21 protein-coding genes are annotated in these 24,889 nt (G+C 58.2%); 10 read left to right on the top strand and 11 right to left on the bottom strand.

Features of this window, described 5'->3' with window-relative positions; all coding sequences use genetic code 11:
• Positions 1-83: 83 nt before the first annotated feature.
• Positions 84-578: a SprT family zinc-dependent metalloprotease gene (locus V6L79_RS08990; protein WP_261741251.1), complete on the top strand. Its 495-nt coding sequence runs from the start codon at positions 84-86 to the stop codon at positions 576-578.
• 49 nt (positions 579-627) lie between these two features.
• Here the strand turns inward: V6L79_RS08990 and V6L79_RS08985 are convergent, their stop codons facing one another.
• The 3 genes from V6L79_RS08985 to V6L79_RS08975 all read right to left on the bottom strand — a co-directional run bounded on the left by V6L79_RS08985 (position 628) and on the right by V6L79_RS08975 (position 4,437).
• Positions 628-1,962 (bottom strand): dicarboxylate/amino acid:cation symporter, encoded by a 1,335-nt coding sequence (locus V6L79_RS08985; protein WP_338580105.1) that lies wholly within the window; start codon positions 1,960-1,962, stop codon positions 628-630.
• Between the two features lie 448 nt (positions 1,963-2,410).
• Positions 2,411-3,763 (bottom strand): ATP-binding protein, encoded by a 1,353-nt coding sequence (locus V6L79_RS08980; RefSeq protein ID WP_338580104.1) that lies wholly within the window; start codon positions 3,761-3,763, stop codon positions 2,411-2,413.
• Entirely contained in the window at positions 3,760-4,437 is a 678-nt protein-coding gene (locus V6L79_RS08975; protein ID WP_261741248.1) for a response regulator, read from the bottom strand. Before V6L79_RS08975 ends, V6L79_RS08980 begins: the two co-directional genes overlap by 4 nt.
• Before the next feature lie 132 nt (positions 4,438-4,569).
• Between V6L79_RS08975 and V6L79_RS08970 the strand changes: the two genes are divergently transcribed.
• Entirely contained in the window at positions 4,570-5,313 is a 744-nt protein-coding gene (locus V6L79_RS08970; RefSeq protein ID WP_261741247.1) for a 4'-phosphopantetheinyl transferase, read from the top strand.
• Between the two features lie 24 nt (positions 5,314-5,337).
• On the opposite strand, the gene V6L79_RS08965 is transcribed toward V6L79_RS08970, so the two are convergent.
• On the bottom strand, positions 5,338-9,303 hold the full coding sequence (locus V6L79_RS08965) for a hypothetical protein (RefSeq protein ID WP_338580103.1): 3,966 nt from the start codon (positions 9,301-9,303) through the stop codon (positions 5,338-5,340).
• Positions 9,304-9,437: 134 nt separating this feature from the next.
• Between V6L79_RS08965 and V6L79_RS08960 the strand changes: the two genes are divergently transcribed.
• The 3 genes from V6L79_RS08960 (at position 9,438) to V6L79_RS08950 (ending at position 14,022) form a co-directional block, all read left to right on the top strand.
• Positions 9,438-11,192 carry an ATP-binding protein gene (locus V6L79_RS08960; RefSeq protein ID WP_338580102.1) on the top strand — a complete coding sequence of 585 codons (1,755 nt, stop codon included), beginning with the start codon at positions 9,438-9,440 and terminating at the stop codon, positions 11,190-11,192.
• Positions 11,193-11,195: 3 nt separating this feature from the next.
• Positions 11,196-12,530, top strand: a complete 1,335-nt coding sequence (locus V6L79_RS08955) for a sigma-54 dependent transcriptional regulator (protein WP_338580101.1) — start codon at positions 11,196-11,198, stop codon at positions 12,528-12,530.
• 169 nt (positions 12,531-12,699) lie between these two features.
• Positions 12,700-14,022 (top strand): MFS transporter, encoded by a 1,323-nt coding sequence (locus V6L79_RS08950; RefSeq protein ID WP_261741243.1) that lies wholly within the window; start codon positions 12,700-12,702, stop codon positions 14,020-14,022.
• A 61-nt stretch (positions 14,023-14,083) separates the two neighbouring features.
• Here V6L79_RS08950 and V6L79_RS08945 read toward each other — a convergent pair whose 3' ends face one another.
• The gene (locus tag V6L79_RS08945; protein WP_321835941.1) at positions 14,084-14,839 is read right to left on the bottom strand and encodes a hypothetical protein; all 756 of its coding nucleotides are present in this window, start codon (positions 14,837-14,839) and stop codon (positions 14,084-14,086) included.
• Between the two features lie 377 nt (positions 14,840-15,216).
• On the opposite strand from V6L79_RS08945, the gene V6L79_RS08940 reads away from it, so the two are divergent.
• Both V6L79_RS08940 and V6L79_RS08935 read left to right on the top strand, forming a co-directional pair.
• Positions 15,217-15,513, top strand: coding sequence for a hypothetical protein (locus V6L79_RS08940; RefSeq protein ID WP_261741241.1), 297 nt, complete (start codon positions 15,217-15,219; stop codon positions 15,511-15,513).
• A 326-nt stretch (positions 15,514-15,839) separates the two neighbouring features.
• A complete protein-coding gene (locus V6L79_RS08935) occupies positions 15,840-16,460 on the top strand; it encodes a flavin reductase family protein (RefSeq protein ID WP_261741240.1) in 621 nt (206 codons plus the stop codon).
• Between the two features lie 17 nt (positions 16,461-16,477).
• Here the strand turns inward: V6L79_RS08935 and V6L79_RS08930 are convergent, their stop codons facing one another.
• Positions 16,478-16,711, bottom strand: coding sequence for a hypothetical protein (locus V6L79_RS08930; protein ID WP_016779817.1), 234 nt, complete (start codon positions 16,709-16,711; stop codon positions 16,478-16,480).
• 34 nt (positions 16,712-16,745) lie between these two features.
• Positions 16,746-17,060, bottom strand: coding sequence for an antibiotic biosynthesis monooxygenase family protein (locus V6L79_RS08925; RefSeq protein WP_261741239.1), 315 nt, complete (start codon positions 17,058-17,060; stop codon positions 16,746-16,748).
• A 319-nt stretch (positions 17,061-17,379) separates the two neighbouring features.
• Between V6L79_RS08925 and V6L79_RS08920 the strand changes: the two genes are divergently transcribed.
• Complete coding sequence (locus tag V6L79_RS08920) at positions 17,380-18,309, top strand: AraC family transcriptional regulator (protein WP_261741238.1); 930 nt, start codon at positions 17,380-17,382, stop codon at positions 18,307-18,309.
• Here the strand turns inward: V6L79_RS08920 and V6L79_RS08915 are convergent.
• Positions 18,304-19,935: a 5-guanidino-2-oxopentanoate decarboxylase gene (locus V6L79_RS08915; protein ID WP_338580100.1), complete on the bottom strand. Its 1,632-nt coding sequence runs from the start codon at positions 19,933-19,935 to the stop codon at positions 18,304-18,306. The two genes, V6L79_RS08920 and V6L79_RS08915, sit on opposite strands and share 6 nt — an antisense overlap.
• A 111-nt stretch (positions 19,936-20,046) precedes the next feature.
• On the opposite strand from V6L79_RS08915, the gene V6L79_RS08910 reads away from it, so the two are divergent.
• Positions 20,047-20,925 (top strand): LysR substrate-binding domain-containing protein, encoded by an 879-nt coding sequence (locus V6L79_RS08910; RefSeq protein ID WP_261741236.1) that lies wholly within the window; start codon positions 20,047-20,049, stop codon positions 20,923-20,925.
• Positions 20,926-20,940: 15 nt separating this feature from the next.
• Here V6L79_RS08910 and V6L79_RS08905 read toward each other — a convergent pair whose 3' ends face one another.
• Together V6L79_RS08905 and V6L79_RS08900 are read right to left on the bottom strand one after the other, a co-directional pair.
• Positions 20,941-21,555: an NAD(P)-dependent oxidoreductase gene (locus tag V6L79_RS08905; RefSeq protein WP_338580098.1), complete on the bottom strand. Its 615-nt coding sequence runs from the start codon at positions 21,553-21,555 to the stop codon at positions 20,941-20,943.
• A 46-nt stretch (positions 21,556-21,601) separates the two neighbouring features.
• Positions 21,602-22,486, bottom strand: a complete 885-nt coding sequence (locus V6L79_RS08900) for an MBL fold metallo-hydrolase (RefSeq protein ID WP_261741234.1) — start codon at positions 22,484-22,486, stop codon at positions 21,602-21,604.
• A 112-nt stretch (positions 22,487-22,598) separates the two neighbouring features.
• Here V6L79_RS08900 and V6L79_RS08895 point away from each other — a divergent pair, with 112 nt between their 5' ends.
• Positions 22,599-23,501 (top strand): LysR family transcriptional regulator, encoded by a 903-nt coding sequence (locus tag V6L79_RS08895; protein ID WP_338580097.1) that lies wholly within the window; start codon positions 22,599-22,601, stop codon positions 23,499-23,501.
• Positions 23,502-24,007: 506 nt separating this feature from the next.
• Here the strand turns inward: V6L79_RS08895 and V6L79_RS08890 are convergent.
• Positions 24,008-24,889 carry a helix-turn-helix domain-containing protein gene (locus V6L79_RS08890; RefSeq protein WP_261741232.1) on the bottom strand — a complete coding sequence of 294 codons (882 nt, stop codon included), beginning with the start codon at positions 24,887-24,889 and terminating at the stop codon, positions 24,008-24,010.

Raw genomic sequence — 24,889 nt, 5'->3', positions numbered from 1 at the left:
TGCGTCATGACCATTCGGCACCTCAATACTTCGGAACCACCACGGCTTGCGGCATAATCGCCTGCTCTGGAGAACCGAATCGAATGCCCGAGTCACTCAATACCCGCGTCGAAGACTGTTTCCAACAGGCTGAAGTGTTTTTCAAACGCCCCTTCAAACGCCCCGTCGTCAGCTTCAAGCTGCGCGGGCAAAAAGCCGGTGTCGCCCATCTGCACGAAAACCTGCTGCGCTTCAATCCGCAGCTGTACCGCGAAAACAGTGAAGATTTCCTCAAGCAAACCGTCCCCCACGAAGTGGCGCACCTGATTGCCCATCAACTGTTTGGTGAGCGCATCGCACCCCACGGCGAAGAATGGCAATTGATCATGCGCGGGGTGTACGAACTGCCCCCCAATCGCTGTCATACCTACGCAATCAAACGGCGCAGCGCCACGCGCTATATCTACCGCTGCCCCTGCCCGGACAGCGACTTCGCGTTTTCGGCCCAGCGTCACGCCCTGGTCAGGCAAGGCCGCGGCTATCTGTGCCGACGCTGCCGCCAGACCTTGGTGTTCAGCGGCCAAACCCGAGTCGAATAAGCAGGCATAAAAAAACCCGTCCGAAGACGGGTTTTTTATGCGCTCAAACTTACTTCAACAACACCGGGGCCGGGCCTTCGGCCACACCCAGGTCATCTTGCGGGCGAGTATCTTCCAGCGGGCGACCGCCGGAGTTCAGCTCTGTTTGCAGCGTGTCGGCGTCCAGCTCATTAACCCACTTGGCCACAACCAGGGTTGCCACAGCGTTACCGATCAGGTTGGTCAGCGCGCGGGCTTCAGACATGAAGCGGTCGATACCCAGAATCAGCGCCAGGCCTGCCACCGGCAAGTGGCCTACAGCCGACAGGGTTGCAGCCAGCACGATAAAGCCGCTACCGGTCACGCCTGCAGCGCCTTTGGACGACAGCAACAACACCAGCAGCAGAGTGATCTGGTGCGTGATGTCCATGTGGGTGTCAGTCGCTTGAGCGATAAACACGGCCGCCATGGTCAGGTAGATCGAAGTACCGTCGAGGTTGAACGAATAGCCGGTCGGGATCACCAGACCTACTACCGACTTCTTCGCGCCCAGGCGCTCCATTTTCACCAGCATGCGTGGCAGGGCTGATTCCGACGAAGACGTGCCCAGTACGATCAACAGCTCTTCACGGATGTAGCGGATCAGCTTCAGAACGCTGAAACCGTGAGCGCGGGCAATACCGCCCAGCACGATCAGCACGAACAGCACGCAAGTGATGTAGAAGCAGATCATCAACTGGCCCAGCTGCACCAGCGAACCTACGCCGTAAGCGCCGATGGTGAAAGCCATCGCACCCAGCGCACCGAGTGGCGCCAGCTTCATGATCATGTTGATGATGTTGAACATCACATGGGCGAAGCGGTCGATGAAGTCCAGTACCGGTTTGCCGTAAGCACCCAGGCGATGCAGGGCGAAACCGAAGATTACCGAGAACATCAGCACTTGCAGGATGTCACCGTTGGCAAAGGCGCCAACAATGGTCGACGGGATCACGTTGAGGATAAAGCCAACGATGCTCTGGTCCGCACCAGCTGTCACGTAGCCAGCAATTTTGCTTGCGTCCAGCGTGGACACATCAATGTGCATGCCAGCGCCCGGCTGAACCACGTTAACTACAATCAACCCGATCAACAGGGCAATGGTCGACACGACTTCGAAGTAAAGCAACGCATAACCGCCGGTCTTGCCGACCGATTTCATGCTCTGCATACCGGCAATACCGCTTACCACCGTACAGAAAATAATGGGCGCGATGACCATCTTGATCAGTTTGATGAAACCATCACCCAGCGGTTTAAGTGCAACACCGGTTTGCGGGTAGAAATGGCCCAGCAAGATGCCGATCGCAATAGCTACGATTACTTGAAAATACAGTGATTTGTACAGTGGCTGACGAGTCGTCATTGCTAAGTTCCTCAAGTGCGTCACTCAATCATCATTCCGTCTGAGACTGGTGATACCTAAAGCGCGAACCCTCCTGTACTTGGAGGGATTTGTTTTTGGAGCTGCTCTTACGGCAGACCTCTCGCACTTATTGCAAGCCGTGGGCCACATTGGGCAAAAACCCCTCAATGGCCTATAGCGCCTGATCTTGTAGGAAATTACAGACTGATTTTGTAGGACAGCATTTGGCGGGATTCCGCCCATTCAGGTCGTGGGGGCGGGTTAGATGGCGGATATCCGCCTCGCGAGCAGGCTTGAAGTATCTCTGTAGCCGCTGAGGAGCGCAGCGAGGCTGCGTTCGGCGGCGAAGCCGTCGTAAAACCAGAGATCACGGTCTTTCAGTTAAACCGCGGACACAGATTTTACGATTGCTTCGCAATCGAACGCAGCCTCGTTCCTTCGGCAGCTGCTACAGGACCACCGCCGGAAAATGAATCCGGAACTCCGCCCCGCCCAACGACGAATCATTCAGGGTCAAGGTGGCGTCATAGCTTTCAATGATGTCCTTGACCACTGCCAGACCAATGCCCTGCCCCGGATGCTGACGATCCAGGCGTTCGCCGCGCTGCAGGATCCGCGCGCGCTGATCCGGCGGCACCCCCGGGCCATCGTCTTCCACGCACACCTCAATCCCGTGAATATTACGTTGAAAGCTGATGCGTACCTGGCTCAGACACAGCCTGTAGGCGTTCTCCAGCAGGTTACCCAACAGTTCCAGCAAGGCGTTCTGCTCGATTGGTACATGGCTCAGCTCCGGAATGTCAAAACTGATCTTGACCCGCTTGTCGCGGTACACCTTGTCCAGCGTGTTGCACAGGCTTTGCACCACCGGCAGCAGCTCGACCTGATGACGTACCAGACCGCTTTTACGCAAGCTGGCCCGTTGCAACTGATAGCCAATTTGCTGATTCATGCGCTCGATCTGGCTTTGCAGTACCCAGGCCTGATCACGCTCTGCCGGGCGCTGAGCCATGCTTTCACTCACCCCCTGCAATACAGCCAAGGGCGTTTTCAGGCTATGGGCCAGGTCGTCGAGCGAATCGCGATAACGCGTACGCTGCTCGCGTTCGCTTTGCAGCAAACGGTTCAGCGAGCCGGTCAGACGCAACAACTCCCGAGGGTGCTGCTCGCTGAGACTCTCGCGCTTGCCAGTCTCGATTTCATCCAGTTCCTGACTCAAACGTCGCAAGGCACGTAACCCCCACGTCAGACCAATCCATAGCAATGCCAGCAGCACAACCAAAGCGGCGCCGAAGCCCAGGTAAAGATTTTCGCGCAAGCCTGCCAGTGTCAGGTTGTATTCGCGCATCGGTTGCAAGGCAACAAAGCTGAAGGCGGCGCTCTTGCCGCCTAGCAACTTGACCTCTACATCGTAGACAAAAAACTCTTCGCCATTGTCTTCGCGAATACTCGCAAACTCGTTGCCGCGCCCGTCATAGCGCGGCCTGTAGTTGATGGTTTCTTCTTGCGTCGCCCGCGAGCGCCACACCAGGTGCCCCTCGCGGTCATAGATGTAGCCAAGCACGCGGCTGTCCGGCAGGTCGAATTGCTCATCCGGCAACAGCTCCGGCATTTTCAGGCGATTTTTCTCCATCTTTGCCGCTGAAATCAGCGTGGTTACATCCGACGCCAAACGTTGCTCAATAGCGTCCTTGAGCGCCAAACTGAACGCTCCCTGCATCGCTGGCAGCAACGCCAGCATAAACAACACGGCCAACAAGGTTGCCGCCAGCATCAATCGAACGCGAAGCGAACGAATCATCGGCAGCGCTCAGTAAACAGATACCCCAGACCGCGAACCGTATCGATTGGCTTAAAGCCGTTTGCCCCCTCAAGCTTGCGTCGCAGGCGCCCGACCAGCACCTCGATCACATTCGGATCACGTTCCTCGTCATCCGGGTACAGCTGTTCCATCAGTCGGTCCTTGGCCACCACTTGCTGGTGATGGCGCATCAGGTATTCAAGAATCCGGTATTCATAAGCAGTCAACGCCAGCGGCTCACCATCGAGCACTGCTTGCTTGCGGTTAATGTCCAGCACTAGTGCACCCGCCACGATGGTTGACTGGGTAAAGCCACTGGAGCGGCGCAGCAACGCATTGAGACGCGCTTCAAGCTCTTCAAACTGAAACGGTTTGACCACGTAATCGTCAGCCCCCGCAGCCAGCCCTTCGACCTTGTCCTGCCAGTTGCCCCGTGCCGTGAGAATCAGGATCGGAAACGTCTTGCCCCGGGCGCGCAGCTGTCGAATCAGTTCCAGGCCACCGAGCCCCGGCAAGCCCAAATCAATCATCGCCAAGTCATGATTGAACTGCTCGGTCTGGTACAACGCCTCTTCGGCATTGGCTACCGACTCGACCACATGGCCGCTTTCTGTCAGACGGGTTTGCAAGTGATGGCGCAGCAACGCCTCATCTTCAACCACCAGCAATTTCATCGCGCTCTCCCAAGCCAATCCGCGTCACGAAGGACGTGTGTCCTCTATAGCCTAGCTACACAGTAAGTCGTACGCCCTGAACATACTCTGAACAATTGCACAGCCGGACCAAGCCCCGGCACAATGCTCGGCATGAACCGACTTCCCGCCCTGCCTGCCTGCTGCACGCCGCTGCGCGCTGACTGGCCATTGCCTCAGGCACTGCCCGCCAGCGTATGGCTGAGCACCGACTTCAATCCTTCACAACTCGCAACTGGCGACTTTGCCCGTAGCGCCATTGAAATGCCTGCGAGTATTCAACGCTCGGTGGCCAAACGCCAAGCCGAATTTCTGGCCGGGCGACTCTGCGCCCGCGCAGCCCTGCTGCAATTGGACGACACCCGCGCCACTCCGAGCATTGGCGAAGACCGGGCCCCCGTCTGGCCAACACATATCACTGGCGCCATTACCCACAGTAACGGCCGCGCGGCGGCTATCGTCGCGCTTAAACGTGACTGGCAAGGCTTGGGCATAGATCTGGAAAAACTGCTCAGTACCGAGCGTGCCCAGCGTCTGGCCAAGGAAATCCTCACCCCGGACGAACTTGTGCGGATGGCCGCCGGGCCTGCCGAGCAGATCGCCCTACTGGTCACACTGACGTTTTCGGTCAAGGAAAGCCTGTTCAAGGCACTGTTCCCGCTGGTGCAAAAACGCTTCTACTTTGAACACGCTGAAGTACTGAGTTGGTCACCCGAAGGCCAGGTACGCCTGCGCTTGCTCACCGACCTGTCGCCAGAGTGGCAACACGGGCGCGAGCTGGACGCGCAATTTTGTCTGTTTGAAGGGCAGTTGCTGAGTGTGGTGGCGATCAGGGGGAACACCCACCCTGTCGCCTGATTTCGGGACCGGCCACAGCTTCACTTATTCGCTGGCCTGATAAGCCCGCCGAGTCAGCTCTTCGATCAGCAGATTGAGCTTCTGATCCCGGACAGATGCGAGTTCTGAACCTCTTTGCAACTCTGCTTCGTCCGACAGTCCGGGCTCCTCGGAGAGTTGTTGGTAATCGCGCTGGAAGTCGGCTTCGATGGCAGCGATCAGCAACAGGGGAAGATCGCTGCGAGCTTCGGCCAGGGAGTGATGCGCCTGCATTTGGTGGGCGAAGCGCTGAATATCGTTTTCGATCTGAAAACGCTTCCAGGTATCAATCAACAAAGGCGGTGGCGTGAGGTTGTTGATGTGTACCTGACGCAAAACGCCCTCGTCGATATTGCTCACAGCCATGATTTTATGGCCCATCTCGTCACTGATCGACTCGGGCCGGGCACGTAGCCTTCGCAACAGTTTGAGACCCGCCCACTGCAACGGATTCTCAATAGTTTGGCGCCATGCGCCGTCGTAATTGTGCTCCAGCGTCGGCTCGTTAACCCCCACTTTATTCGGGTGTTTCATGCGCCATTTGTTGATCGTAGTGTCGAACCCGATCTGATAAACCGCGCCATATAAAGGCAAATAGTAGTTGCCGCCGATATCGTAAAGGCCTGCCTCGCCGGGCCGCTGATCACGCGGCACCACTACATTGCGCTCATATTGAAAAGTAGTGTTGTCCCACAAATCAACCTTGCCATCAGCCTGGCGCCGGGCAAGCATGGCATCGCCCAGAATCTGGCGCAGGCCCGGTACGCTGGGGCCATTTACACCCAAGTCGATGCGTTCCTGATGGCGCAGCACCTGATTGATCGCCAGATAGAAACTGTCAGGGGTCAAACCAAAAGTGGCCGCTTCCCCGCGACGAAAGTCAGCCACTTCATAGAGACCATTGCCGTGATGGCGCAGTACGATTGTGGGGTCGTCTGGCCCGGTGGATATGTAGTCCTTGGAAGTCGGGGCAGGCAGATCAATCACCACCAATCTGCGATTGAGCTTGTCGCGCAAAACACCTGCGGCAAATTCACGGGCCCACAAATCCATATCGGGGTTGTAGGCCCGTCGGTGATAAATCCCGTCCAGCGCCGCATCCACCCGTAACCTGGTCTGCAATTGCCCGGCTGCGCGGGTAAATGCCCACGGCTGTGCGCTGTGCTCCAGAGCCTGCGTAATCTGGGCCTGACTGAACGGGTGCGCAGCCATCAAGGGTTCAAGACTTTCGATCGAAAGTCCGTCATTAAGCTGATGAAGCTTGGCCAGCAATGGGGTTGTGGTGTCATGGAGTGGCGGGCAGCTCAGCGGCAAATACTTTCTGCTGGGGTCTGCGCTGGCAATCGGGTCGCTGCGTTTATGCCCGTCCAGCACTGTGAGCGCCTTGAACAGCAGGGTTTTGTCCTCTCGGGCCAACTGCGCAATTTGCTCGCGTACCGAGGCAATGCGCCCAGCCCGGCTCAGATGCGGATTGTTGTCGCGGCCAAGTGCTGAAGCCTCTGGCAATTGGTCGAGGATCAACGTGAACAGTTGCTCCACCTGGGCACTGCCTTGGGTGACATCGTTTTTGGCCACATACGAGCCGTGGTCCAGACGCTTGATCTCGATATGTCTCAACGAAGTGCCGGGCCGGTAATCCTTGCCATAGGACTCAAGCAGTTGCCCTTGCTGGCTGAACACATCGAGCACCGTGTCGCCTGGCCAGTGTTGCAGTTGGGTCAACAGGCAAAAGACCGTGTTGTCAGCGTTGACCGGCATTTCGCCGCGACGCGGCAAATCACTGACGATTCGCTCAAGCAGCCGGTCAGCCTGCAATCGACGAACGCCATCGGCCAGCGGGCCGGGAATCAACTGGCCTTGCCAGGCATTTTGCAATTGCTCACGGGTGGTGCCGGTAATATTCAGCATCCGTTCAATGTCTGCCAGCGCCGAATCAGGCACGTCCGACGGCAACATGCGCTGCAGCAACTGTTTATCGTCCAGGCTCTGCACATCATCCAGTGCCAGACGCCAGAGCTGCTGGCCGGAATCAAAGGCCACCGGCGGCCTGAATGCCCTGGGGTTATCGGTCTTGAGAAGGTAATGCCGAGCCTGGGGCTCATGGATGACTTCAACTGCGAGGATAGTGTCGCCCTGCTGGACCTTGGCATACAGCTTTCCATTGATCTCGTGTACACCCTGGGCATTGGCTACCCGGCCTTCGAGAAACGCAGCCGAAAAATGCGGGTAAGCACTCGGGTCCGGCCGCCACAGTTCGACGTTACCGGCCCGGTCGACAACCTTTCGCGGCTGGCCAAGAGTGCTCCACACTTTTTGCCTGCGCAGGCGCTGCGCCTTGGTGGCAACCCCCATCAAACGGGCGCTGATCAGCAAGTCTGCGCTGTCGGCCAATGAACTGGCGAAGGTATTGGCCTGCCCGCCACTGGCGTCCTTCACCCCTTGCACAAGGCTGTAGGTCAGGGAGCCGAATATGGCGGCCAGCATGATTTTATTGAGCCCCAGGACGCCACCCGGCATGGGGGTGATGAGCATTGTCAGCACCTCACTGCCAAGGTCGGACAATGCCTCCTTGAACGCTTGCCAATCCAATGCCGACTTGCTGGTGGCCAGCAGTTCCAGATTGGAACGCAAGCGCTGCGTCTGCTGCTCTCCAACCCTCTTGGCCAAAGGCTGAGAGCCGCTTGAGCGCATATCGACATACAGTTGCAAACTGTTCAAGTCGGGCTCGGGGAAGGTACTGCGAAAACTGTCATGCAAAACCCCTGCAAGCCACGTCATGCCTGTAGGCCTGGGCTCGTCACTCAGCAGCGTGTTAAAAAACCCCAGGTCTTTCAGCGCCAGATGCCTGATGAACCAACCAAGCTGGCCTTTGCTGTGGTCGTGCCTGAGTTGCTGCACAAACTGCTTGAACCCGTGATCGACATCCTTGTGCCATAACAACGCACCGCCCAGGCGCTGCGGGAAATAGCTGAAAACGCCTGACACCTCCGGCACTTTTACAAGAAACAAAGGCAGGGAAACTTCGCCCGTACCCACCAGCCCCAGACTACTGTCGTTGCCAAACAACAGGTTGGCGTCATCACGCGTGCCTGTCGCCTCGTGGGGGTAAAGCTTCGGTATCAGGGGTTTAAGCCCCATTGAAACCGGCCATATATGAGGCGTTGAGTCGCCTTTCAACATGCTGAGCAATCGTTCGTAATCCGTACGATTGACCTTTGACGCAAAGCTGTTGCGGTAAGCCTCCAGCAGATCGAATTCAAGACTGGCTTTAGCCGCTGCGACTACCAGCAGCATCAAAGAGCCGTCAGCCCCTGTAGCCTGATCAAGTACATGTTTGAGCTTCGTGCCCAAATCCAGTGTTCGCACAATCTTGATAAACGGGGCCGCAGGCCTGCCTGTAAAACCCTCGGAATAGTCGATGTAACTGGCTTGTTCAAAACTGTAGGGCCGAAGTAACACCGAGTCGGTCCGGTAGCTGAAGTTCTCGCAAGCGGCCTCCCACAATGATGCGGAGCGAAGGTGTTCAATGAATCTGGACTGGTCCAGTGCACGTGGTTCACGCGAAGGGCTGAAGGTGAACTTGGGCTCGCGGGCAACAGGCGGCCCACCGCTGATACGCGCCATGTACTCAAACAGATCCTCCTCGGTATTTTCGCGATAGCGGGTGTAGATCCGGGCGTGCTCGGGGTCGACATCCACGTCCAGCAGTGTTTTAAGCTCGGACTTGAGCACCGCAAGATGCGCCGACTTGAAATCGGCCTTGACCCGCGTGAGCTCCTCATCGACCGCCTTGTGGGCTGCCTGCGCCTGTCGATAAAGCACGGGGTAACTGAATTTTTGCGCTTCGCTCAACCCGGCAAAATTGGCCTGCGCGAGCGAAGATATATAAGAAAGCGCTTCTCTCTGAGCCCACTGCAGATTGGACAGCAGCAACGGCGCTCGACCGCGCACGGGGGGTAAATTCGTGATCATGTGTTTGATTCCGTTGGGGTGGAATCCAAGATACCCCTGAGAAAATCTGCGCCGCGGTAGATAGATATCCCTGCGCGGCCAAGGCGCTGGCGTCATGCTATGGTTCGCGCCCCCCTTTCGAGCGGTTTGCCACTATGCCTGTGACGTCTCGCGCCCTGCGTTTGGCGCTGTATTGCGTGTTGATTCTGGCCGGTGCGGCTGTGGCTGGCGGCTGGGCGATGCGTCAGGCCCAGGAACATGCGCTGGAAGAAAGCGCCAGGCGTGGGCCCGAGCAACTGAGCCTGTATGCCAACTCGCTGCACACCCTGATCGAACGCTATCGCGCCCTGCCCGCCGTACTGGCGCTGGACCCGGAGCTGGTGGCGGCCCTGAGCAAGCCCATGACCGCGCAAGTCCAGGCGGCGCTCAATCAAAAACTCGAACGCATCAATGGTGCGGCGCAGTCCTCAACCCTGGAATTGCTCGACAGCACCGGCCTGGCAGTCGCCGCCAGCAACTGGAATACCTCCAACAGCTATGTGGGCCATAACTATGGTTTCAGGCCTTACTTCAGCCAGACCCGCAGCAAGGGCGCCGGAAGCTTTTATGCCGTAGGCGTGACCAGCGGGATTCCAGGCTATTTCCTGTCCAGTGCAGTACTCGATGCCAACGGCCAGTTTTTGGGCGCGATGGTGGTCAAGCTGGAGTTTCCGCAGCTTGAGCGCGAATGGAGCCAGGGCAACGACACGCTGCTGGTCAGCGACGCACGGGGCATTGTGTTTATTGCCAACCAACCCGGCTGGCGCTATCGCCTGTTGCGCCCATTGAGTGACAGCGATCGCAGCGAAATTGCCACCACCCGCCAGTACCATAATCAGCCGCTAACGTTGATGAAGACCCACACCCTGCGCAGCTTTGGTGAAAACAGCTACTTGACCCGCGTCGAAGGCCCCAACGGCCCGGCAGACTATTTATGGGACTCGTTGCCGCTCAGTGCTGAAGGCTGGACGCTGCACCTGTTGCGCCGCCCGATGGCAGCCGCTGAAGACAGCCGCAATGCTGCACTGGCTGCAATTGGCCTATGGCTGACAGGGGTGTTCCTAGGGCTATTTTTACTCCAGCGCTGGCGACTGGCGCGCCTGCGTCAGCGCAATCGCGAAGAACTCGAACAACTGGTCGAAGCCCGCACCCGGGATTTACGCACTGCCCAAGATGGCCTGGTGCAATCAGCCAAACTCGCGGCGCTGGGGCAAATGTCAGCGGCACTGGCCCATGAGATCAACCAGCCACTGACTGCCCAGCGCATGCAATTGGCGACCATGCGCCTGTTGCTTGATCACGGCCGGATCGACGATGCCTATAAAGCTCTGGTTCCGCTGGAACAGATGCTGACACGCATGGCAGCACTTACCGGTCATCTGAAAACCTACGCCCGACAAAGCCCCGGCGGCTTGCGCGAACGGCTGGATCTGGCGAGCGTGGTCGATCAGGCCCTGCAACTGCTGGAGCCGCGCCTGCAAGGTGAAGCCATCGAGCTGAGTACCAAGCTGGTACGCCCGGCCTGGGTTCGCGGCGACGCGATCCGTCTGGAGCAAGTGTTGATCAACCTGCTGCGCAACGCCCTGGACGCCATGCAAGACAAATCACGCAAGCGCCTGGAGATCCGCATCGAGGCCAATCAACAACTGTGGCACTTGACCGTTAGCGACAGCGGCGGCGGAATTGGCGAGGAGCATTTGGGTAAAATCTTCGACCCGTTCTTCACCACCAAACCCGTGGGTGACGGATTAGGCTTGGGCCTGGCGGTGTCTTACGCCATTGTTCACGAAATCGGCGGTCGCCTGACCGCCTGCAACCAGACTGATGGCGCGCAATTCACGCTGACGCTGCCCGTCGCACAGGAATTTTGACACATGCTCAACTCGGTGATCGTGGTCGATGATGAGGCCAGTATTCGTAATGCCGTGGAACAATGGCTGAGCTTAAGCGGCTTTGACGTGCAGTTGTTCAGCTGCGCCGAGGATTGCCTGAGCCAGTTGCCCGCGCATTTTGCCGGGGTGATAGTCAGTGATGTGCGTATGCCGGGGATGGGCGGCCTGGCCCTGCTGACCCGCTTGCAGCAACTGGACGCGGACTTGCCGGTGATCCTGCTGACCGGGCACGGCGATGTGCCGATGGCCGTCGAGGCCATGCGTGATGGTGCATACGACTTCCTGGAAAAACCCTTCAGCCCCGAGGCGCTGCTCAGCAGTCTGCGACGAGCCCTGGAAAAGCGCCAACTGGTGCTGGAAAACCGCCGTTTGCACGAACAGGCAGACCTGCGCGAGCAGATCGACGGATGCCTGCTCGGTGTATCGCGCAGCTTGCAAACCTTACGCCGCCAGGTGCTGGAGCTGGCACCGTTGCCAGTCAACGTGTTGATCCGTGGCGAGACCGGCAGCGGCAAAGAGCTGGTCGCCCGCTGCCTGCATGACTTTGGCCCGCGTGCCGACAAACCTTTTGTCGCCCTCAACTGCTCGGCGATCCCCGAGCAGTTGTTTGAAGCCGAGCTGTTCGGCCACGAAAGCGGCGCGTTTACCGGAGCCCAGGGCAAGCGCATCGGCAAGCTGGAGTATGCCGACGGCGGGACTTTGTTTCTGGATGAAATCGAAAGCATGCCGCTGGCCCAGCAAGCCAAACTGCTGCGGGTGTTGCAGGAGCAAAAGCTGGAGCGTTTGGGCTCCAACCAAAGCATCAGCGTGAACCTGCGGGTAATTGCTGCCACCAAACCCGACTTGCTCGAAGAGGCCCGCGCAGGGCGTTTTCGCGAAGACCTGGCCTATCGTTTGACCGTGGCCGAGCTGCGCCTGGCGCCACTGCGCGAGCGCCGCGAAGATATTGCGTTGTTGTACGACGCTTTTTCCCGCAACGCCGCCGAACGCCTTGGCCGCAGCGCACAAGTGTTGAGCGGGCCGCAACTGTCGCGCTTGCTGAGCCACGACTGGCCGGGCAACGTGCGCGAACTGGCCAACGTGGCCGAACGGGATATTCTGGGCTTGAGCGAACCGCAATTTGAAGACGTCGGCGCAGGGCAATCACTGGTGGCACAACAGGAAGCCTTCGAGGCGCAATGCTTGCGTGCAGCGCTGACCCGGCATAAAGGCGACATCAAAGCTGTGCTCAACGAACTGCAACTGCCGCGCCGGACCCTGAATGAAAAAATGCAGCGTCACGGGTTGGTGCGTGAAGCGTTTACGCAAACCACGTAGTCGGCGGTTTTCCGCTTATCGCCACACCGAGCATCAGCGGATTCCCGCTCATTAATACCCCTCCCCCCTTGTAAACCGGGCCCTCCAGCCTTGGCACAACTCCTGCTATAGCTCAGTAAGCTCGCGTTTTGACGCGCTATAAAAAAACAATGAAAGAAGGATCCATTTAATGGATAACTCCAGCACCCTGCCTGCCGGGTCCGTGTCTGCGGCCCCTAAAGAAAAGACCACCTCCAGCCGTATCAAATCGATTTTCAGTGGTTCCGTCGGCAATATGGTCGAGTGGTACGACTGGTACGTTTACGCCGCATTCTCGCTGTACTTCGCCAAGGCTTTTTTCCCCAAGGGCGACACCACCGCACAACTGCTCAACACGGCTGCGATCTTCGCCGTAGGCTTTCTGATGCGCCCGATCGGCGGCTGGCTGATGGGCCTGTACGCTGACCGTAAAGGCCGTAAAGCCGCACTGATGGCCTCGGTGCTGCTGATGTGCTTCGGCTCGCTGGTTATCGCCCTGTCGCCAGGTTACGAAACCATTGGCGTGTGGGCCCCGGTCCTGCTGGTCTTCGCCCGTTTGCTGCAAGGTTTGTCGGTGGGTGGCGAATACGGCACCTCGGCTACCTACCTGAGCGAGATGGCAACCAAGGAACGTCGCGGCTTCTTCTCCAGCTTCCAGTACGTGACCCTGATCTCGGGTCAGCTCATCGCGCTGGGCGTGTTGATCGTGCTGCAACAAACCCTCACCGAAGAACAGCTGTACAGCTGGGGCTGGCGCGTACCGTTCGTGATCGGCGCCCTGTGTGCCGTCGTCGCGCTGTACCTGCGTCGTGGCATGGAAGAAACCGAATCGTTCAAAAAGACCAGGGTCAAGCCCAAGGAAAGCGCCATGCGCACCTTGATGCGTCACCCTAAAGAGCTGATGACCGTAGTCGGCCTGACTATGGGCGGCACGCTGGCGTTCTACACCTACACCACGTACATGCAGAAATACCTGGTGAACACGGTGGGCATGAGTATCTCGGACTCCACCACCATTTCGGCTGCGACACTGTTCCTGTTCATGTGTATTCAGCCGCTGGTGGGCGCGCTTTCGGACAAGATCGGTCGTCGTCCGATCCTGATCGCTTTCGGCGTGCTCGGGACCTTGTTCACCGTGCCGATCCTCACCACGTTGCACACCATCACCACCTGGTGGGGTGCGTTTTTCCTGATCATGGCCGCGCTGATCATTGTCAGCGGTTACACCTCGATCAACGCCGTGGTGAAAGCTGAACTGTTCCCAACGGAAATTCGCGCACTGGGCGTAGGCTTGCCTTACGCACTAACCGTGTCGATTTTCGGCGGTACAGCTGAATACATTGCGCTGTGGTTCAAGAGTGCAGGCATGGAAACCGGTTACTACTGGTATGTGACTGCCTGTATCGCCTGCTCGCTGGCGGTATACGCAACCATGAAAGACACCCGCAAGCACTCGCGAATCGAAACCGACTAACCGCGCAGCGGCCTCTGTGGGAGCGAGCAGGCTCACTCCCACGTTTGGTAACGGCTAAAGGTCAGGACAGCTCAGCCATCCCAGGTTGAGCTTGTCTGTTTTTGGCGTATGCCGCCCCGGCGATCATTGCCACCAATATCCCCGCCAACACCAGCGATGAACCGATAGTACCGAAGTCCAGCCCGCCCTTTTCAAGGGGTTTGGTCAGGAAATCGCCCAAGGTTGCGCCAAATGGGCGCGTCAGTACGAACGCTATCCAGAACAACACCACCGACGATATTTTGGTGAAGTAGCGCGCCAGCACCACGACTGCAATGGTCGCCCCGATAAACAGCGCGCCCCCCGCAAAACCCAGCCCTGAATCATCCGCAAGGTAATCGCCTAAAGCCGTGCCCAGCGTGTTGGAAAACAGAATCGCCATCCAATAGAACATCTCGCCACGCGGGCTCTGCACCTGGCTGACGTTTAATGATTCGCCGCTCCATTTCCAGAGCGCAAAAATCGCGACCAGAATCGACACCAAAATCAACGAGCCAGTGGCATAGCCCAGCCCCAGCGTGCGGTCCATAAAGTCGGACATGGTGGTCCCGGCTGTACTGGTCGACAGAATCACCAGCCAATACAGCACTGGGTTGTAGGTTTTGGAGAACAACTGAGTCAGCAGAGTCAGGACAAACACACTGATAAGGATCATTGAGCTGACGGCATAGCCCACATTGAGGGTCATCGACAGCAAGTCGCCCGCTGTCTCGCCCAAGGTAGTGGCGCAAATTTTCATCACCCAAAATGCAAGGGTGATCTGAGGAAGTTTGTTCATTCGGTCAAGGCTCCAGGACTCAAAGGGAAAAGCCGTTCTGGGTGCCGGCTTTTTGCAGGCTGAAGACTGGTACTTACAGGGTGAAAAATAGGTAGCGGACAGATGAAAAGCCTGTCTGTACGTATGATTTTTCCGAATTAATTGTCAGTTAATACTGTTAGTCCACTATCAATCTCAGCAAGACCTCTCGGGTCGACTGACTTGAGCAGCCGCCAACGGGAAGCAGGACAACGTGTGAAGCCTGTTTTTACGCGGGCGTATACATCGAATAAATAGATTATTTAACGCTATTTTTTGCGCTTTTTAATCAAATTAATCAGCGTAGTCTTAAACCCATAGCCACTGAACATCCCAAACACGAAACAAGGAGCTTCATCATGAAAACCAAAATTATCCTCGCCGCCGCCTTCTCCGCCCTGGCTTTCAACGCTTTTGCCGCCGATGGTTTCGACCACACCCACTCGTCGAGCTTTGCTGAAGACGGCTACAGCCGCACAGGTTCTGCTGCAGTTGCCGCCGATGGCTACGACCGCACAGGTTCTGCCACTTTTGCAGAGGACGGCTATGACAAAACCGGTTCAGCCACCTTCGCCGAAGACGGTTTCAGCCGCACCAAATCGGACACCTTCGCTTCTGATGGCTACGATCGCACCCACGGCGCCCACTTCAGCTAACACCTGAAGCAGGCACTCCAGCCCGGCCTCGGCCGGGCTTAGTCGTTTTTGGGGGAAAGCAAACTGCACAAATCTGTAGCAACTGCCAAAGAAACGAGGCTGCGTTGGCGTGGTGCGGCACTCCGACGAGGCCGTCGTGAAATCATGCTCCTGGGTGTATCAGGCAGATCGAGAACTCAGAATTTACGATTGCTTCGCAACCGAACGCAGCCTCGTTCCTTCGGCAGCTGCTACGGAGGGCTAGATCAAGCACAGATGTTTTGTCATTCACCCAAATGCCTTGCACTATATGGGCCCTCTATCTCAGCCGTTTGCGGACCAATCCCATGCATGACGACATTCACTTTTATGAACCTTCAAAGGGCCACGGCCTGCCCCATGATCCGTTCAATGCCATTGTTGGCCCTCGTCCGATTGGCTGGATTTCTTCGCAAGATGCCCAAGGTCGGCTGAACCTTGCGCCCTACAGCTTTTTCAACGCGTTCAACTACATTCCGCCGATCATCGGTTTTTGCAGTGTGGGTCGCAAAGACAGCCTCAATAATATCGAGCAAACCGGCGAATTCGTCTGGAACCTGGCCACGCGCCCCCTGGCCGAGGCGATGAACCAGAGCTGCGCGATGGTCGGGCCTGAGGTAAACGAGTTTGAACTGGCAGGGCTGACAACCGTACCTTCACGGGTGATCAGCGTGCCGCGGGTGGCCGAAACGCCGGTGTCGTTTGAGTGCAAGGTCACGCAGATCATTCAACTGCAGCGAGCCGATAAAGAACGGGTGCCAAGCTGGCTGATTCTGGGGGAAGTGGTGGCGGTGCATATCGCCAGGTCGCTGCTCAAGGACGGGATTTACGACACCGCTGGCGCCGAACCGATTTTGCGCGGCGGCGGCCCGGCGGATTACTTTCAGCTAGGCCCCGAAGCCCTGTTCAAAATGCACCGCCCACGATAGAGGGTACTTACTCTCGGTTACCAGACCAGCTCGGCGTCTTCAGTGACGCCCTGCAGGGCTTCGAGTTGCTCCGCCGCGGCAGCATCGGCGGCGGTTGCTGTTTTGAACGTTTGCTCGATCAGTATTTTATGAAAGCGCGGCGTGCCACCTTCGTACAAGGCTTTGACCGCAATCGCCGCGTGATAGACCCCGGGTTCAACCGGAACCACGGCTGATACGGCTTCAAACTGTGCAAACTCTTTACGTGCCATGCTTCAACTCCCGGCCTATGGAAAAACCGGCATTCTACCTGTTCAACCCGCCCACATCGCTGAAGGTCTGAAAATCGAGGCTATCCACCACTTGCTGGTGTAACAGCACGCCGTAAACATCCATCAGCGATGAGTTGAAGTACGCCTGCATCGAGGGTTCATCCTGCCAATAACCCGCGACCTGCCACAGCAACGGGTCGCTCTGACAATGCTGCAAGGCAAAGTGCAGGCAACCGGGCCTCTGAAGTGTCGGTTCGATCAGTTGGCTCAGACAAGCCTCAACCTGGGCCGAACACCCTACGCGGGCGCGAACCAAGGTCATATGACTGACGGCATTGGACTGGGGCATGCTGGCCTCCACAAAGGAAAGTGGCGTTGGGGGAAGATTGAAATTTTAAAGCCCGACCTCTGACACCGTTAGTCGATTCCTGCCCCAGGCTTGCACGATTCTGCAAAACCTCACCTGCGCACCCTCTCCTTTGACCATTTGGCCTGGCGCCCACTGATCCTGATATCGAGCAAGGCTCTGCGTCTGCAACGGGTTTGGCAGGCACTTGATCTCCGGCAATGACAGGATCAGGCAATACAACAGCAGAAATCAGCTACCCCTTGGCCTTGCACAAACTTAAGCTGTGCCTGCCCCGCTGCTTTTATTAAGGATGCGCCCCATGACACTGTCGCAACCATTGCGGCCCGCGCTCGACCCCGCGCTAGAAAAACAGCGTGTGGAACTGGCCGACCTGATTTATCGCCACGCCCCTGAAGACGGCACCTTCAATACAGGGGTCGAAGCACTGTTTGTGTCGCGCTACAGCCAGCCCAGCGATTTCGCTCCAAGCCTGCCAAAACCCGCGTTGTGCATCATGGCCCAAGGCCGTAAAGAGGTGCGTTTGGCAGATGAGCACTTCGCCTACGACCCGCTTAATTATCTGGTGGTTTCGGTGTCGATGCCGATCAGTGGCCGAGTACTGGAAATATCCCCCGAGCGGCCGGTGCTGGCCTTGCGCCTGGATATTGACCCGGTGGAAATCAACACCCTGATCAGCGATGCAGGGCCTATGGGCGTGCCGTCGCGACCTACCGGGCGCGGGCTGTACGTTGAGCCCATTGACCAGCCAATGCTCGACGCATTACTGCGCCTGACACGCCTGCTCGATACACCCAAAGATATCGCGATGCTTGCACCCTTGATTCGCCGCGAAATTTTGTATCGCCTTTTACGCAGTCCGCAGGGCCATCGGCTGTATGAAATTGCCAGTGAGAACAGTCAGAACCACCGCGTAAGCCGGGCGATTTCCTGGCTTAACGGTAATTTCGAACAGCCGCTGCGTATCGACAGCCTGGCGCGAGAGGCCAATCTCAGCGTGTCGACGTTGCACCACCGATTCAAGGCCATGACCGCCATGAGCCCGCTGCAATACCAAAAGCAGCTGCGCCTCAACGAAGCCCGGCGACTGATGCTTAGCGAGGGCCTCGACGCATCGGCCGCGGGTTATCGCGTTGGCTATGAAAGCCCTTCTCAATTCAGCCGCGAATACAGCCGGCAATTTGGCGCGCCACCGGTACGGGACCTGGCGCGCCTGCGCATGAGCCTATAGGCCGAGCGATTGCTGCCAGTTCAGCTCATCGATTTCGATCACGCTCGGCCCCTGGCGGTCGGCGGCATTGGCCAGGGCTATGCGCAATTGCGCCTCGCCCTCCACCGCCTGTGCGGCACAGCCCAAAGCCTTGGCCACTCCGATGAAGTCCGGGGTGTAGATATCGACCCCCACAGGCTCGATGGCCCGATTGAGCATGTACTTTTTGATTTCACCGTAACCCTGGTTGTTCCACAGCAACACGATGATCGGCGTTTGCGCTTCCACCGCACTGGCCAATTCGGCCAAGGTAAATTGCAGGCCGCCATCGCCGATCAGGCACAACACCGGGCCACCCGTCTTGCCTTCTGCGCAACGCCCCAGCCAGGCACCCACCGCTGCAGGCAGGGCGTAACCGAGGGTGCCGTAACCGGTTGAGGAGTTGAACCAGCGCCGTGGCTGCTCCGGGTTAAAGGTGAAGTTACCGGTGTACACCGGTTGGGTCGAATCGCCCACGCACACGGCATCCGGCAGCACATCGAACACGGCCTGCAAGAAGCGAGTTTGCGCCCGGGTCGGGGCATCCCATTCGCTTTCCACCAGCGCCAGCAAACGACTGACCCTCGCTACGCCCCACTGCGTATCCCGTGGTGGTAATTGCCCAAGGCTCGCCAGCAAGGCCTGGGTCGCCAGATCCGCATCGGCCACCCGGGCCAGAGTCGGCGGGTAATTACGCACGGTCTGGTCGGAGTCAATATCGATACGCAGCAAGGCGCCGGGAATCTCGAAGCCGCCAGCAAAGGTGGCGTCGTAATCGGTTTCGGCCAGTTCGGTGCCAATAGCCAATACTACGTCCGCTTCGGCCACCAGCGCCCGGGTGGCAACCAGGGTCTGGGTCGAACCGATCAGCAGCGGATGCTTCGAGGGCAGCATGCCCTTGGCGTTAATGGTCAGGGCCACCGGCGCGCCGAGTCGTTCGGCCAGTTGCAACAGCGCGGGCGCCGCATCAATCGAGCCGCCACCGGCCAGAATCAACGGGCGTTTGGCTTGGGCCAAAAGTTGGCTCATCTGTTCGATGGCAGCAGGCGCGGCGCCGGGGCGGGCAATCCGGACGGGGTGACTGGCGAGCAGTGCATCGGCGTTTTCCACCAGCACGTCCAACGGGATCTCGATATGAACCGGCCGTGGCCGCCCGGCCTGAAACAGCGCAAACGCCCGCGCCAGCACGCCCGGCAACTCCGCCGCTGACATCAGCGTGTGGGAAAACGCCGCCACACCAGCTACCAGTGCGGCCTGATTCGGTAATTCGTGCAACTTGCCGCGCCCGCCGCCCAACTGGCTGCGCGACTGCACACTGGAGATCACCAGCATCGGAATCGAGTCCGCATAGGCCTGGCCCATCGCCGTGGTGATATTGGTCATGCCCGGCCCGGTGATGATGAAACACACGCCCGGCTTGCCGCTGGTACGGGCATAACCGTCGGCCATAAAGCCTGCACCCTGCTCATGACGCGGGGTTACGTGGTTGATGGCCGAACCCGCCAACCCACGATACAGCTCGACGGTGTGCACCCCCGGGATGCCGAACACCTGCTCAACCCCGTAGGCCTCCAGTAACTTGACCAATACTTCGCCGCACGTCGCCATGTGTCCTGCTCCTCTTCTTGTTCTGGAATGAACCATTGAAGCGGTCGGATGTGGTAGCACAACGTAAACGTGCTCATACTAGCCATGTCCTGGATTCATGGCTGACGACTGATGAAACGCCTACCGCCACTTCCCGCGCTGCATACTTTTTTGATCACGGCCCAATGTTGCAACTTCACCCGTGCCGGTGAGCAGTTGCACATCACCCAGGGGGCGGTAAGCCGGCAAATAGCCGGGCTTGAGGAGCATCTGGGCTATGCGTTGTTCCATCGCCAGGCACGCGGCCTGAGCCTGACCGAACAAGGCCAGGCGCTGTATCCGCGTATCGAACAGGCATTTGACCTGATCGGCGAGGCCATCGAGCACGCCAGCATTCGCCGTACCCCGCTGCAAATCAAGGCCCCAACCTGCATGTTGCGCTGGCTGTTGCCCAAGTTGCTGCACTGGCAAACGCTGCGCCCGGACGTGCCCGTGGAACTCACCAGCAGCATGCAGCACGGCGTGGATTTTCGTCGTGAAGCTTTCGATGCTGCCGTGGTCTACAGCCCGCTACCTGGGCCAAAACGCGTAGGGCGCCACCTGTTCGACGAACAACTGACCCCGGTCTGCGCACCGCATCTGCTGGATGGCCACGACGCCATCAACCAGCTGAGTGACCTGGCGCAACACACCCTGCTGCACCCCAGCCGTGATCAACAGGACTGGACCAATTGGCTGAATGCGGCTGGGGGAGATGTATCGGCTATCCGCAAGAGCCAGTACTTCGACACCCTGGACCTGGCCATGACCGTGGCCGCCCAAGGCAACGGCGTGGCCATAGGCGACTGGTCACTGATTGGCGATGACCTGAAAGCTGGCCGACTGGCCATGCCTTTTGATTTCAAAGTGCGGACCGGCGCCGCCTACTTGCTGGTGTGCTCACCGCGCAGCGAGCCATCGGCACCGCTGCGAGAACTGCTGGACTGGCTGGTGCAGCAGACAGAGCCTTAACTGCCGAAGTAAAACTCAATACCCCACAGTAAACCGCTGGCGGGAATGCTTGGGTTGTTCGACTTCATCGAGCATGGCGATGGCGAAGTCGGCGAAGGTGATCCAGCTTTTACCTTCAGTACCGATCAGCAGGTGATCGGTGCCCAAACGGAATTTACCCGTGCGCTCGCCTTCAACAAACTCGGCAGACGGTGACAGGAAGCTCCAGTCCAGGTCTTTCTCGGTACGCAGGGTGTCGGGGTAGACGCAGCCAGCCGAGGCTTCCGCCCGGTATTCGTCAGGGAAACCCGGACTGTCGATTACCCTGCTGTCGCCTGGCAACAGCAGAGAACCCGCCCCGCCCACAAACAGCAGGCGTTTAACCCCGGCTTTTTTCACCGGTTCGATAATTGCCGAAGCGGGCTGAGTCGAGAAATGCACCGCACTGAGCACCACGTCATGCCCCGCCACTGCGTCTTTTAGGGCCTGGGCATTGTTGATGTCGACGTCTTTGGTAACGACACCGGCACGCTCCCCCAATTTGGAGGCGTTGCGGGCAATGGCGGTAACGCTGTGGCCGCGACGCAGGGCTTCTTCCAGCAATTGGCTGCCGGCACGACCGGTCGCCCCGATAATTGCAATTTTGCTCATGATGCTCTCCAGTGAGTAGGTTTTACCGTTGGACACGTAAGCTGTTTCACCACTTCATTTCGCCCTTGGCCACTTTGGCACTCAGCTCAAGCGAAGACTCTTCGCCCAGGTCCGGGTAGCGTTTTTTCATTGCTGCAATCAGTTCGTCCGAGTTCCGGGCTTTGAGGGTTTCTTCGTCAAACGCCTTGATGTAGTCGCGGGTGAAGTGCACAGCATTCAACGAACGATCGCTCTCGCCCAGGTAATGGCCCGGCACCACGATTTTAGGTTGCAGGCTGTTGATGCGTTTGAGGGTCGCCAGCCATTGCTTATGCGATTGCGGCGTTTGGGTGTCGGCCATCCATACATGCAGGTTATCGGCCACTACCACGCCACCGACCACGGCTCTAAGCGATGGAATCCAGACAAAAGTGCGCCCCGGCTGGCGCCCGGTCAGGCCGACGATGTCCAGCTCACGCCCTTCAAGGTTCAGGGTATTGCCCTGCAGGGCCTGCGGCACAATCACCTTACTCGGTACATCGGCGCCCATTTTCGGGCCCCAGAACGCCAACTTGGCATCCTTGGTCTGGTTGATGTGTTCTACCGTCGGCGCCGAAGCCACGACCTTGGCGTCCGGGAACGCCTGGGTCAGAGTTTCAAGGCCAAAGTAGTAATCCGGGTCGCCGTGACTGATGTAGATGGTGGTCAGGTGCTTGCCGCTGGCGCGAATTTTGTCGACTACTTGCTCGGCCTGGCTCTTGCCGAATTGGGCGTCGACCAGGATGGCGTCCTTGTCGCCACTGACCAGCACCGAAGACACCGGGAAAATCGCCGCTGCTCCAGGGTTGTAAACGTCCAGGGTCAATGGCCCCGGCGCGGCGGCGGCATGCGCTGCAAAGCCCAGTACAACAGCGCTAAGGACGAAACGGCGAAGGGTCGAAAATCCGGTCATGGGTAATTCCTGAGTCAGCGGCCAAGGTCGGCAATGGACAAAGCTTAGTTGCACGATCGAGAACTAAAAATGCGATGCTTGAACATAGTTTGTTTCAGATATCGGGCAGATCATGGATCGTCTTATTGCAATGCGGGTGTTTGTCACCGTCGTCGACCTCGGCAGCCAGTCAGCGGCAGCCGACCTGGACCTGTCGCGCCCTGTGGTGTCGCGTTATCTGGCCGAGTTTGAAGAGTGGGTGGGCGCACGCTTGATGCACCGCACCACGCGCAAGCTGAGCCTGACCGCGGCAGGTTACGAAACCCTGCCCCGCTGCCGGCAATTGCTGGAGTTGGCAGATGACATGCAAGCGGCCGTGGATGTACCCAGTGATGCGCCGCGCGGGTTGCTGCGCATCAGCGTCAGTACTTCGTTCGGCCAGGCACAACTGGCTGCGGCGGTCACCGACTACGTTCGGCTTTACCCGCAGGTCAGCATCGACCTGCAAATGCTCGACCGCACGGTGAACCTGGTGGACGAGCGCATCGACCTGGCGATTCGTACCAGTAACGATCTGGACCCGAGTTTGATCGCCCGCAAGCTGACCGTTTGTCGCTCGGTGCTCTGCGCATCCCCGGTGTATCTGCGCGAACACCCGGCCCCGCAACAGGTCGACGACCTCAGCCAGCACAACTGCCTGACCCACTCTTATTACGGCAAGAGCCTGTGGCACTTCACCCAACACGGTGAGGAAACGTCCGTCCCGGTGCAGGGCAATATCAGCGCCAACGAAGCCAGTACGCTATTGAGTGCCACTCTCGCTGGCGCAGGGGTTTCACTGCTGCCCAGCTATCAGGCCGGGGAGTATGTGCGAGGCGGTGAACTGGTGCGCCTGCTGCCCGACGCCGAACCGCGTCTGATGAACATTTACGCGGTCTACGCCTCACGCAAACACATGCCCGCCACGTTGCGCAGCATGCTCGACTTTCTGGCCGCACGCTTTACCGACGAGCCCGGGTGGGACAAGGGCTTGTAACCGAATGCACCAATCTGCGTAGCAGCTGCCGAAGGAACGAGGCTGCGTTCGGTTGCGAAGCAATCGTAAATTCTGAGTGCACTTTTTGTCTGACACACCGCACCGCCTGAATTTACGACGACTTCGTCGGAGTGCCGCACCACGCCAACGCAGCCTCATTCCTTCGGCAGCTGCTACAGAGGTTTCGTGTTTGAACGGCAACAGAGTTTACTCAACTAGTCCATTTGAGGGATGAAGCCGAGCATGACCACTCGTACAACTGGCATGGCAACTACCAAGGTCTGAACTAGCCTCAAGGGTGTGAAGTCAAGGGAGTGAATGCCATGACCACTAAAACAAAAACCAGATGCATGACCGTTTTTATCGTTTTTGCTGCCGCTGTTTTGTTTGCAAGCGCTTGCTATCGCGCCGAGCAAACCCGGCAAGCAGTCGCTGTTACCGCCAGTTGCTCTGGCGCGCATTGCAATGCCATGTTCAGCGCTCTGAGGTAAGGAAGCCCCGGAGCATCAGGGCGGATTGATGCTGTCAGTCCGTCCTGTTCGAAATGCACTGGGTGAAGTCCCGGTCAGGCGCCGAAAAAACCGCGCAAAGTACGCCGGGTCAGCAAACCCCAAGCTGTCAGCCACTTCGCTGATAGTCATCGGCGTGTATATCAAATGCCGCTTGGCCTCCAATAACAGCCGCTGATGGATGATCTGCAACGCCGACTGCCCCGCCAGCTCGCGACAGATACTGTTCAGGTGCGCCACTGAAATACCCACCTGATGCGCCAGTTGCTCAACATTCGGCTGTTCACGAAACAATGCCTCGACCCGTTGATTGAACAGGCTCAGGTACTCGCGCCCGCGTGCCGGTAACTGCCGTGCTTCGCGGCGCTGTATCACTTGGCGCGCGACCCACACCAACAGCACGCTGATCAGCGACTGCAAGAGCATTTCGCGGGCGGGCTGTGTGCCGACATATTCGCTTTGCAGCTCACTGAACAGGTTATTGAGGTAATCGCGATCCTTGCCTGCCGGATAACTGGCGACCCGTTGCAACAAGCTGATCGACCCGCCCAGCTGTGCTTGCAACTGGGCCACCAGCGGCGCGGCCAGGGTCAGTACAAATCCTTCAACGTTCGGTGAAAACTGAAACCCGTGCACAGACAAAGGCGGAATCACCTGAATCGCCGACTGCTCCAGCACATGGCGCTGACCTTCAACTTCAACCTGCGCCCGACCTTTGTGCACATAGAGCAACTGGCATAAGTCGGCATGCCGGTGGGGGCGAATTTCCCAGTCGTGGACGCGGCTGCGCAGCGAAATGGTTTCGCAGTGCAGCAAATCGGGGCTGAGCCAGTCTTGCTGCTCGCCATAAAGTTTGAACACCGGGATTGAAGGATTCAT

This window comes from Pseudomonas sp. ML2-2023-6 (assembly GCF_037055265.1).
In the GTDB taxonomy this organism is placed as follows: domain Bacteria; phylum Pseudomonadota; class Gammaproteobacteria; order Pseudomonadales; family Pseudomonadaceae; genus Aquipseudomonas; species Aquipseudomonas kulmbachensis.
The sequence above is the reverse complement of the archived record's forward strand: the minus strand, read 5'-3'. Positions and strand labels throughout refer to the sequence as shown.

Coding starts and splice junctions, on each gene's coding strand:
- V6L79_RS08990 (WP_261741251.1), top strand. CDS start 84: ATGCCCGAGTCACTCAATACCCGCGTCGAAGACTGTTTCCAACAGGCT.
- V6L79_RS08985 (WP_338580105.1), bottom strand. CDS start 1,962: ATGACGACTCGTCAGCCACTGTACAAATCACTGTATTTTCAAGTAATC.
- V6L79_RS08980 (WP_338580104.1), bottom strand. CDS start 3,763: ATGATTCGTTCGCTTCGCGTTCGATTGATGCTGGCGGCAACCTTGTTG.
- V6L79_RS08975 (WP_261741248.1), bottom strand. CDS start 4,437: ATGAAATTGCTGGTGGTTGAAGATGAGGCGTTGCTGCGCCATCACTTG.
- V6L79_RS08970 (WP_261741247.1), top strand. CDS start 4,570: ATGAACCGACTTCCCGCCCTGCCTGCCTGCTGCACGCCGCTGCGCGCT.
- V6L79_RS08965 (WP_338580103.1), bottom strand. CDS start 9,303: ATGATCACGAATTTACCCCCCGTGCGCGGTCGAGCGCCGTTGCTGCTG.
- V6L79_RS08960 (WP_338580102.1), top strand. CDS start 9,438: ATGCCTGTGACGTCTCGCGCCCTGCGTTTGGCGCTGTATTGCGTGTTG.
- V6L79_RS08955 (WP_338580101.1), top strand. CDS start 11,196: ATGCTCAACTCGGTGATCGTGGTCGATGATGAGGCCAGTATTCGTAAT.
- V6L79_RS08950 (WP_261741243.1), top strand. CDS start 12,700: ATGGATAACTCCAGCACCCTGCCTGCCGGGTCCGTGTCTGCGGCCCCT.
- V6L79_RS08945 (WP_321835941.1), bottom strand. CDS start 14,839: ATGAACAAACTTCCTCAGATCACCCTTGCATTTTGGGTGATGAAAATT.
- V6L79_RS08940 (WP_261741241.1), top strand. CDS start 15,217: ATGAAAACCAAAATTATCCTCGCCGCCGCCTTCTCCGCCCTGGCTTTC.
- V6L79_RS08935 (WP_261741240.1), top strand. CDS start 15,840: ATGCATGACGACATTCACTTTTATGAACCTTCAAAGGGCCACGGCCTG.
- V6L79_RS08930 (WP_016779817.1), bottom strand. CDS start 16,711: ATGGCACGTAAAGAGTTTGCACAGTTTGAAGCCGTATCAGCCGTGGTT.
- V6L79_RS08925 (WP_261741239.1), bottom strand. CDS start 17,060: ATGCCCCAGTCCAATGCCGTCAGTCATATGACCTTGGTTCGCGCCCGC.
- V6L79_RS08920 (WP_261741238.1), top strand. CDS start 17,380: ATGACACTGTCGCAACCATTGCGGCCCGCGCTCGACCCCGCGCTAGAA.
- V6L79_RS08915 (WP_338580100.1), bottom strand. CDS start 19,935: ATGGCGACGTGCGGCGAAGTATTGGTCAAGTTACTGGAGGCCTACGGG.
- V6L79_RS08910 (WP_261741236.1), top strand. CDS start 20,047: ATGAAACGCCTACCGCCACTTCCCGCGCTGCATACTTTTTTGATCACG.
- V6L79_RS08905 (WP_338580098.1), bottom strand. CDS start 21,555: ATGAGCAAAATTGCAATTATCGGGGCGACCGGTCGTGCCGGCAGCCAA.
- V6L79_RS08900 (WP_261741234.1), bottom strand. CDS start 22,486: ATGACCGGATTTTCGACCCTTCGCCGTTTCGTCCTTAGCGCTGTTGTA.
- V6L79_RS08895 (WP_338580097.1), top strand. CDS start 22,599: ATGGATCGTCTTATTGCAATGCGGGTGTTTGTCACCGTCGTCGACCTC.
- V6L79_RS08890 (WP_261741232.1), bottom strand. CDS start 24,889: ATGAATCCTTCAATCCCGGTGTTCAAACTTTATGGCGAGCAGCAAGAC.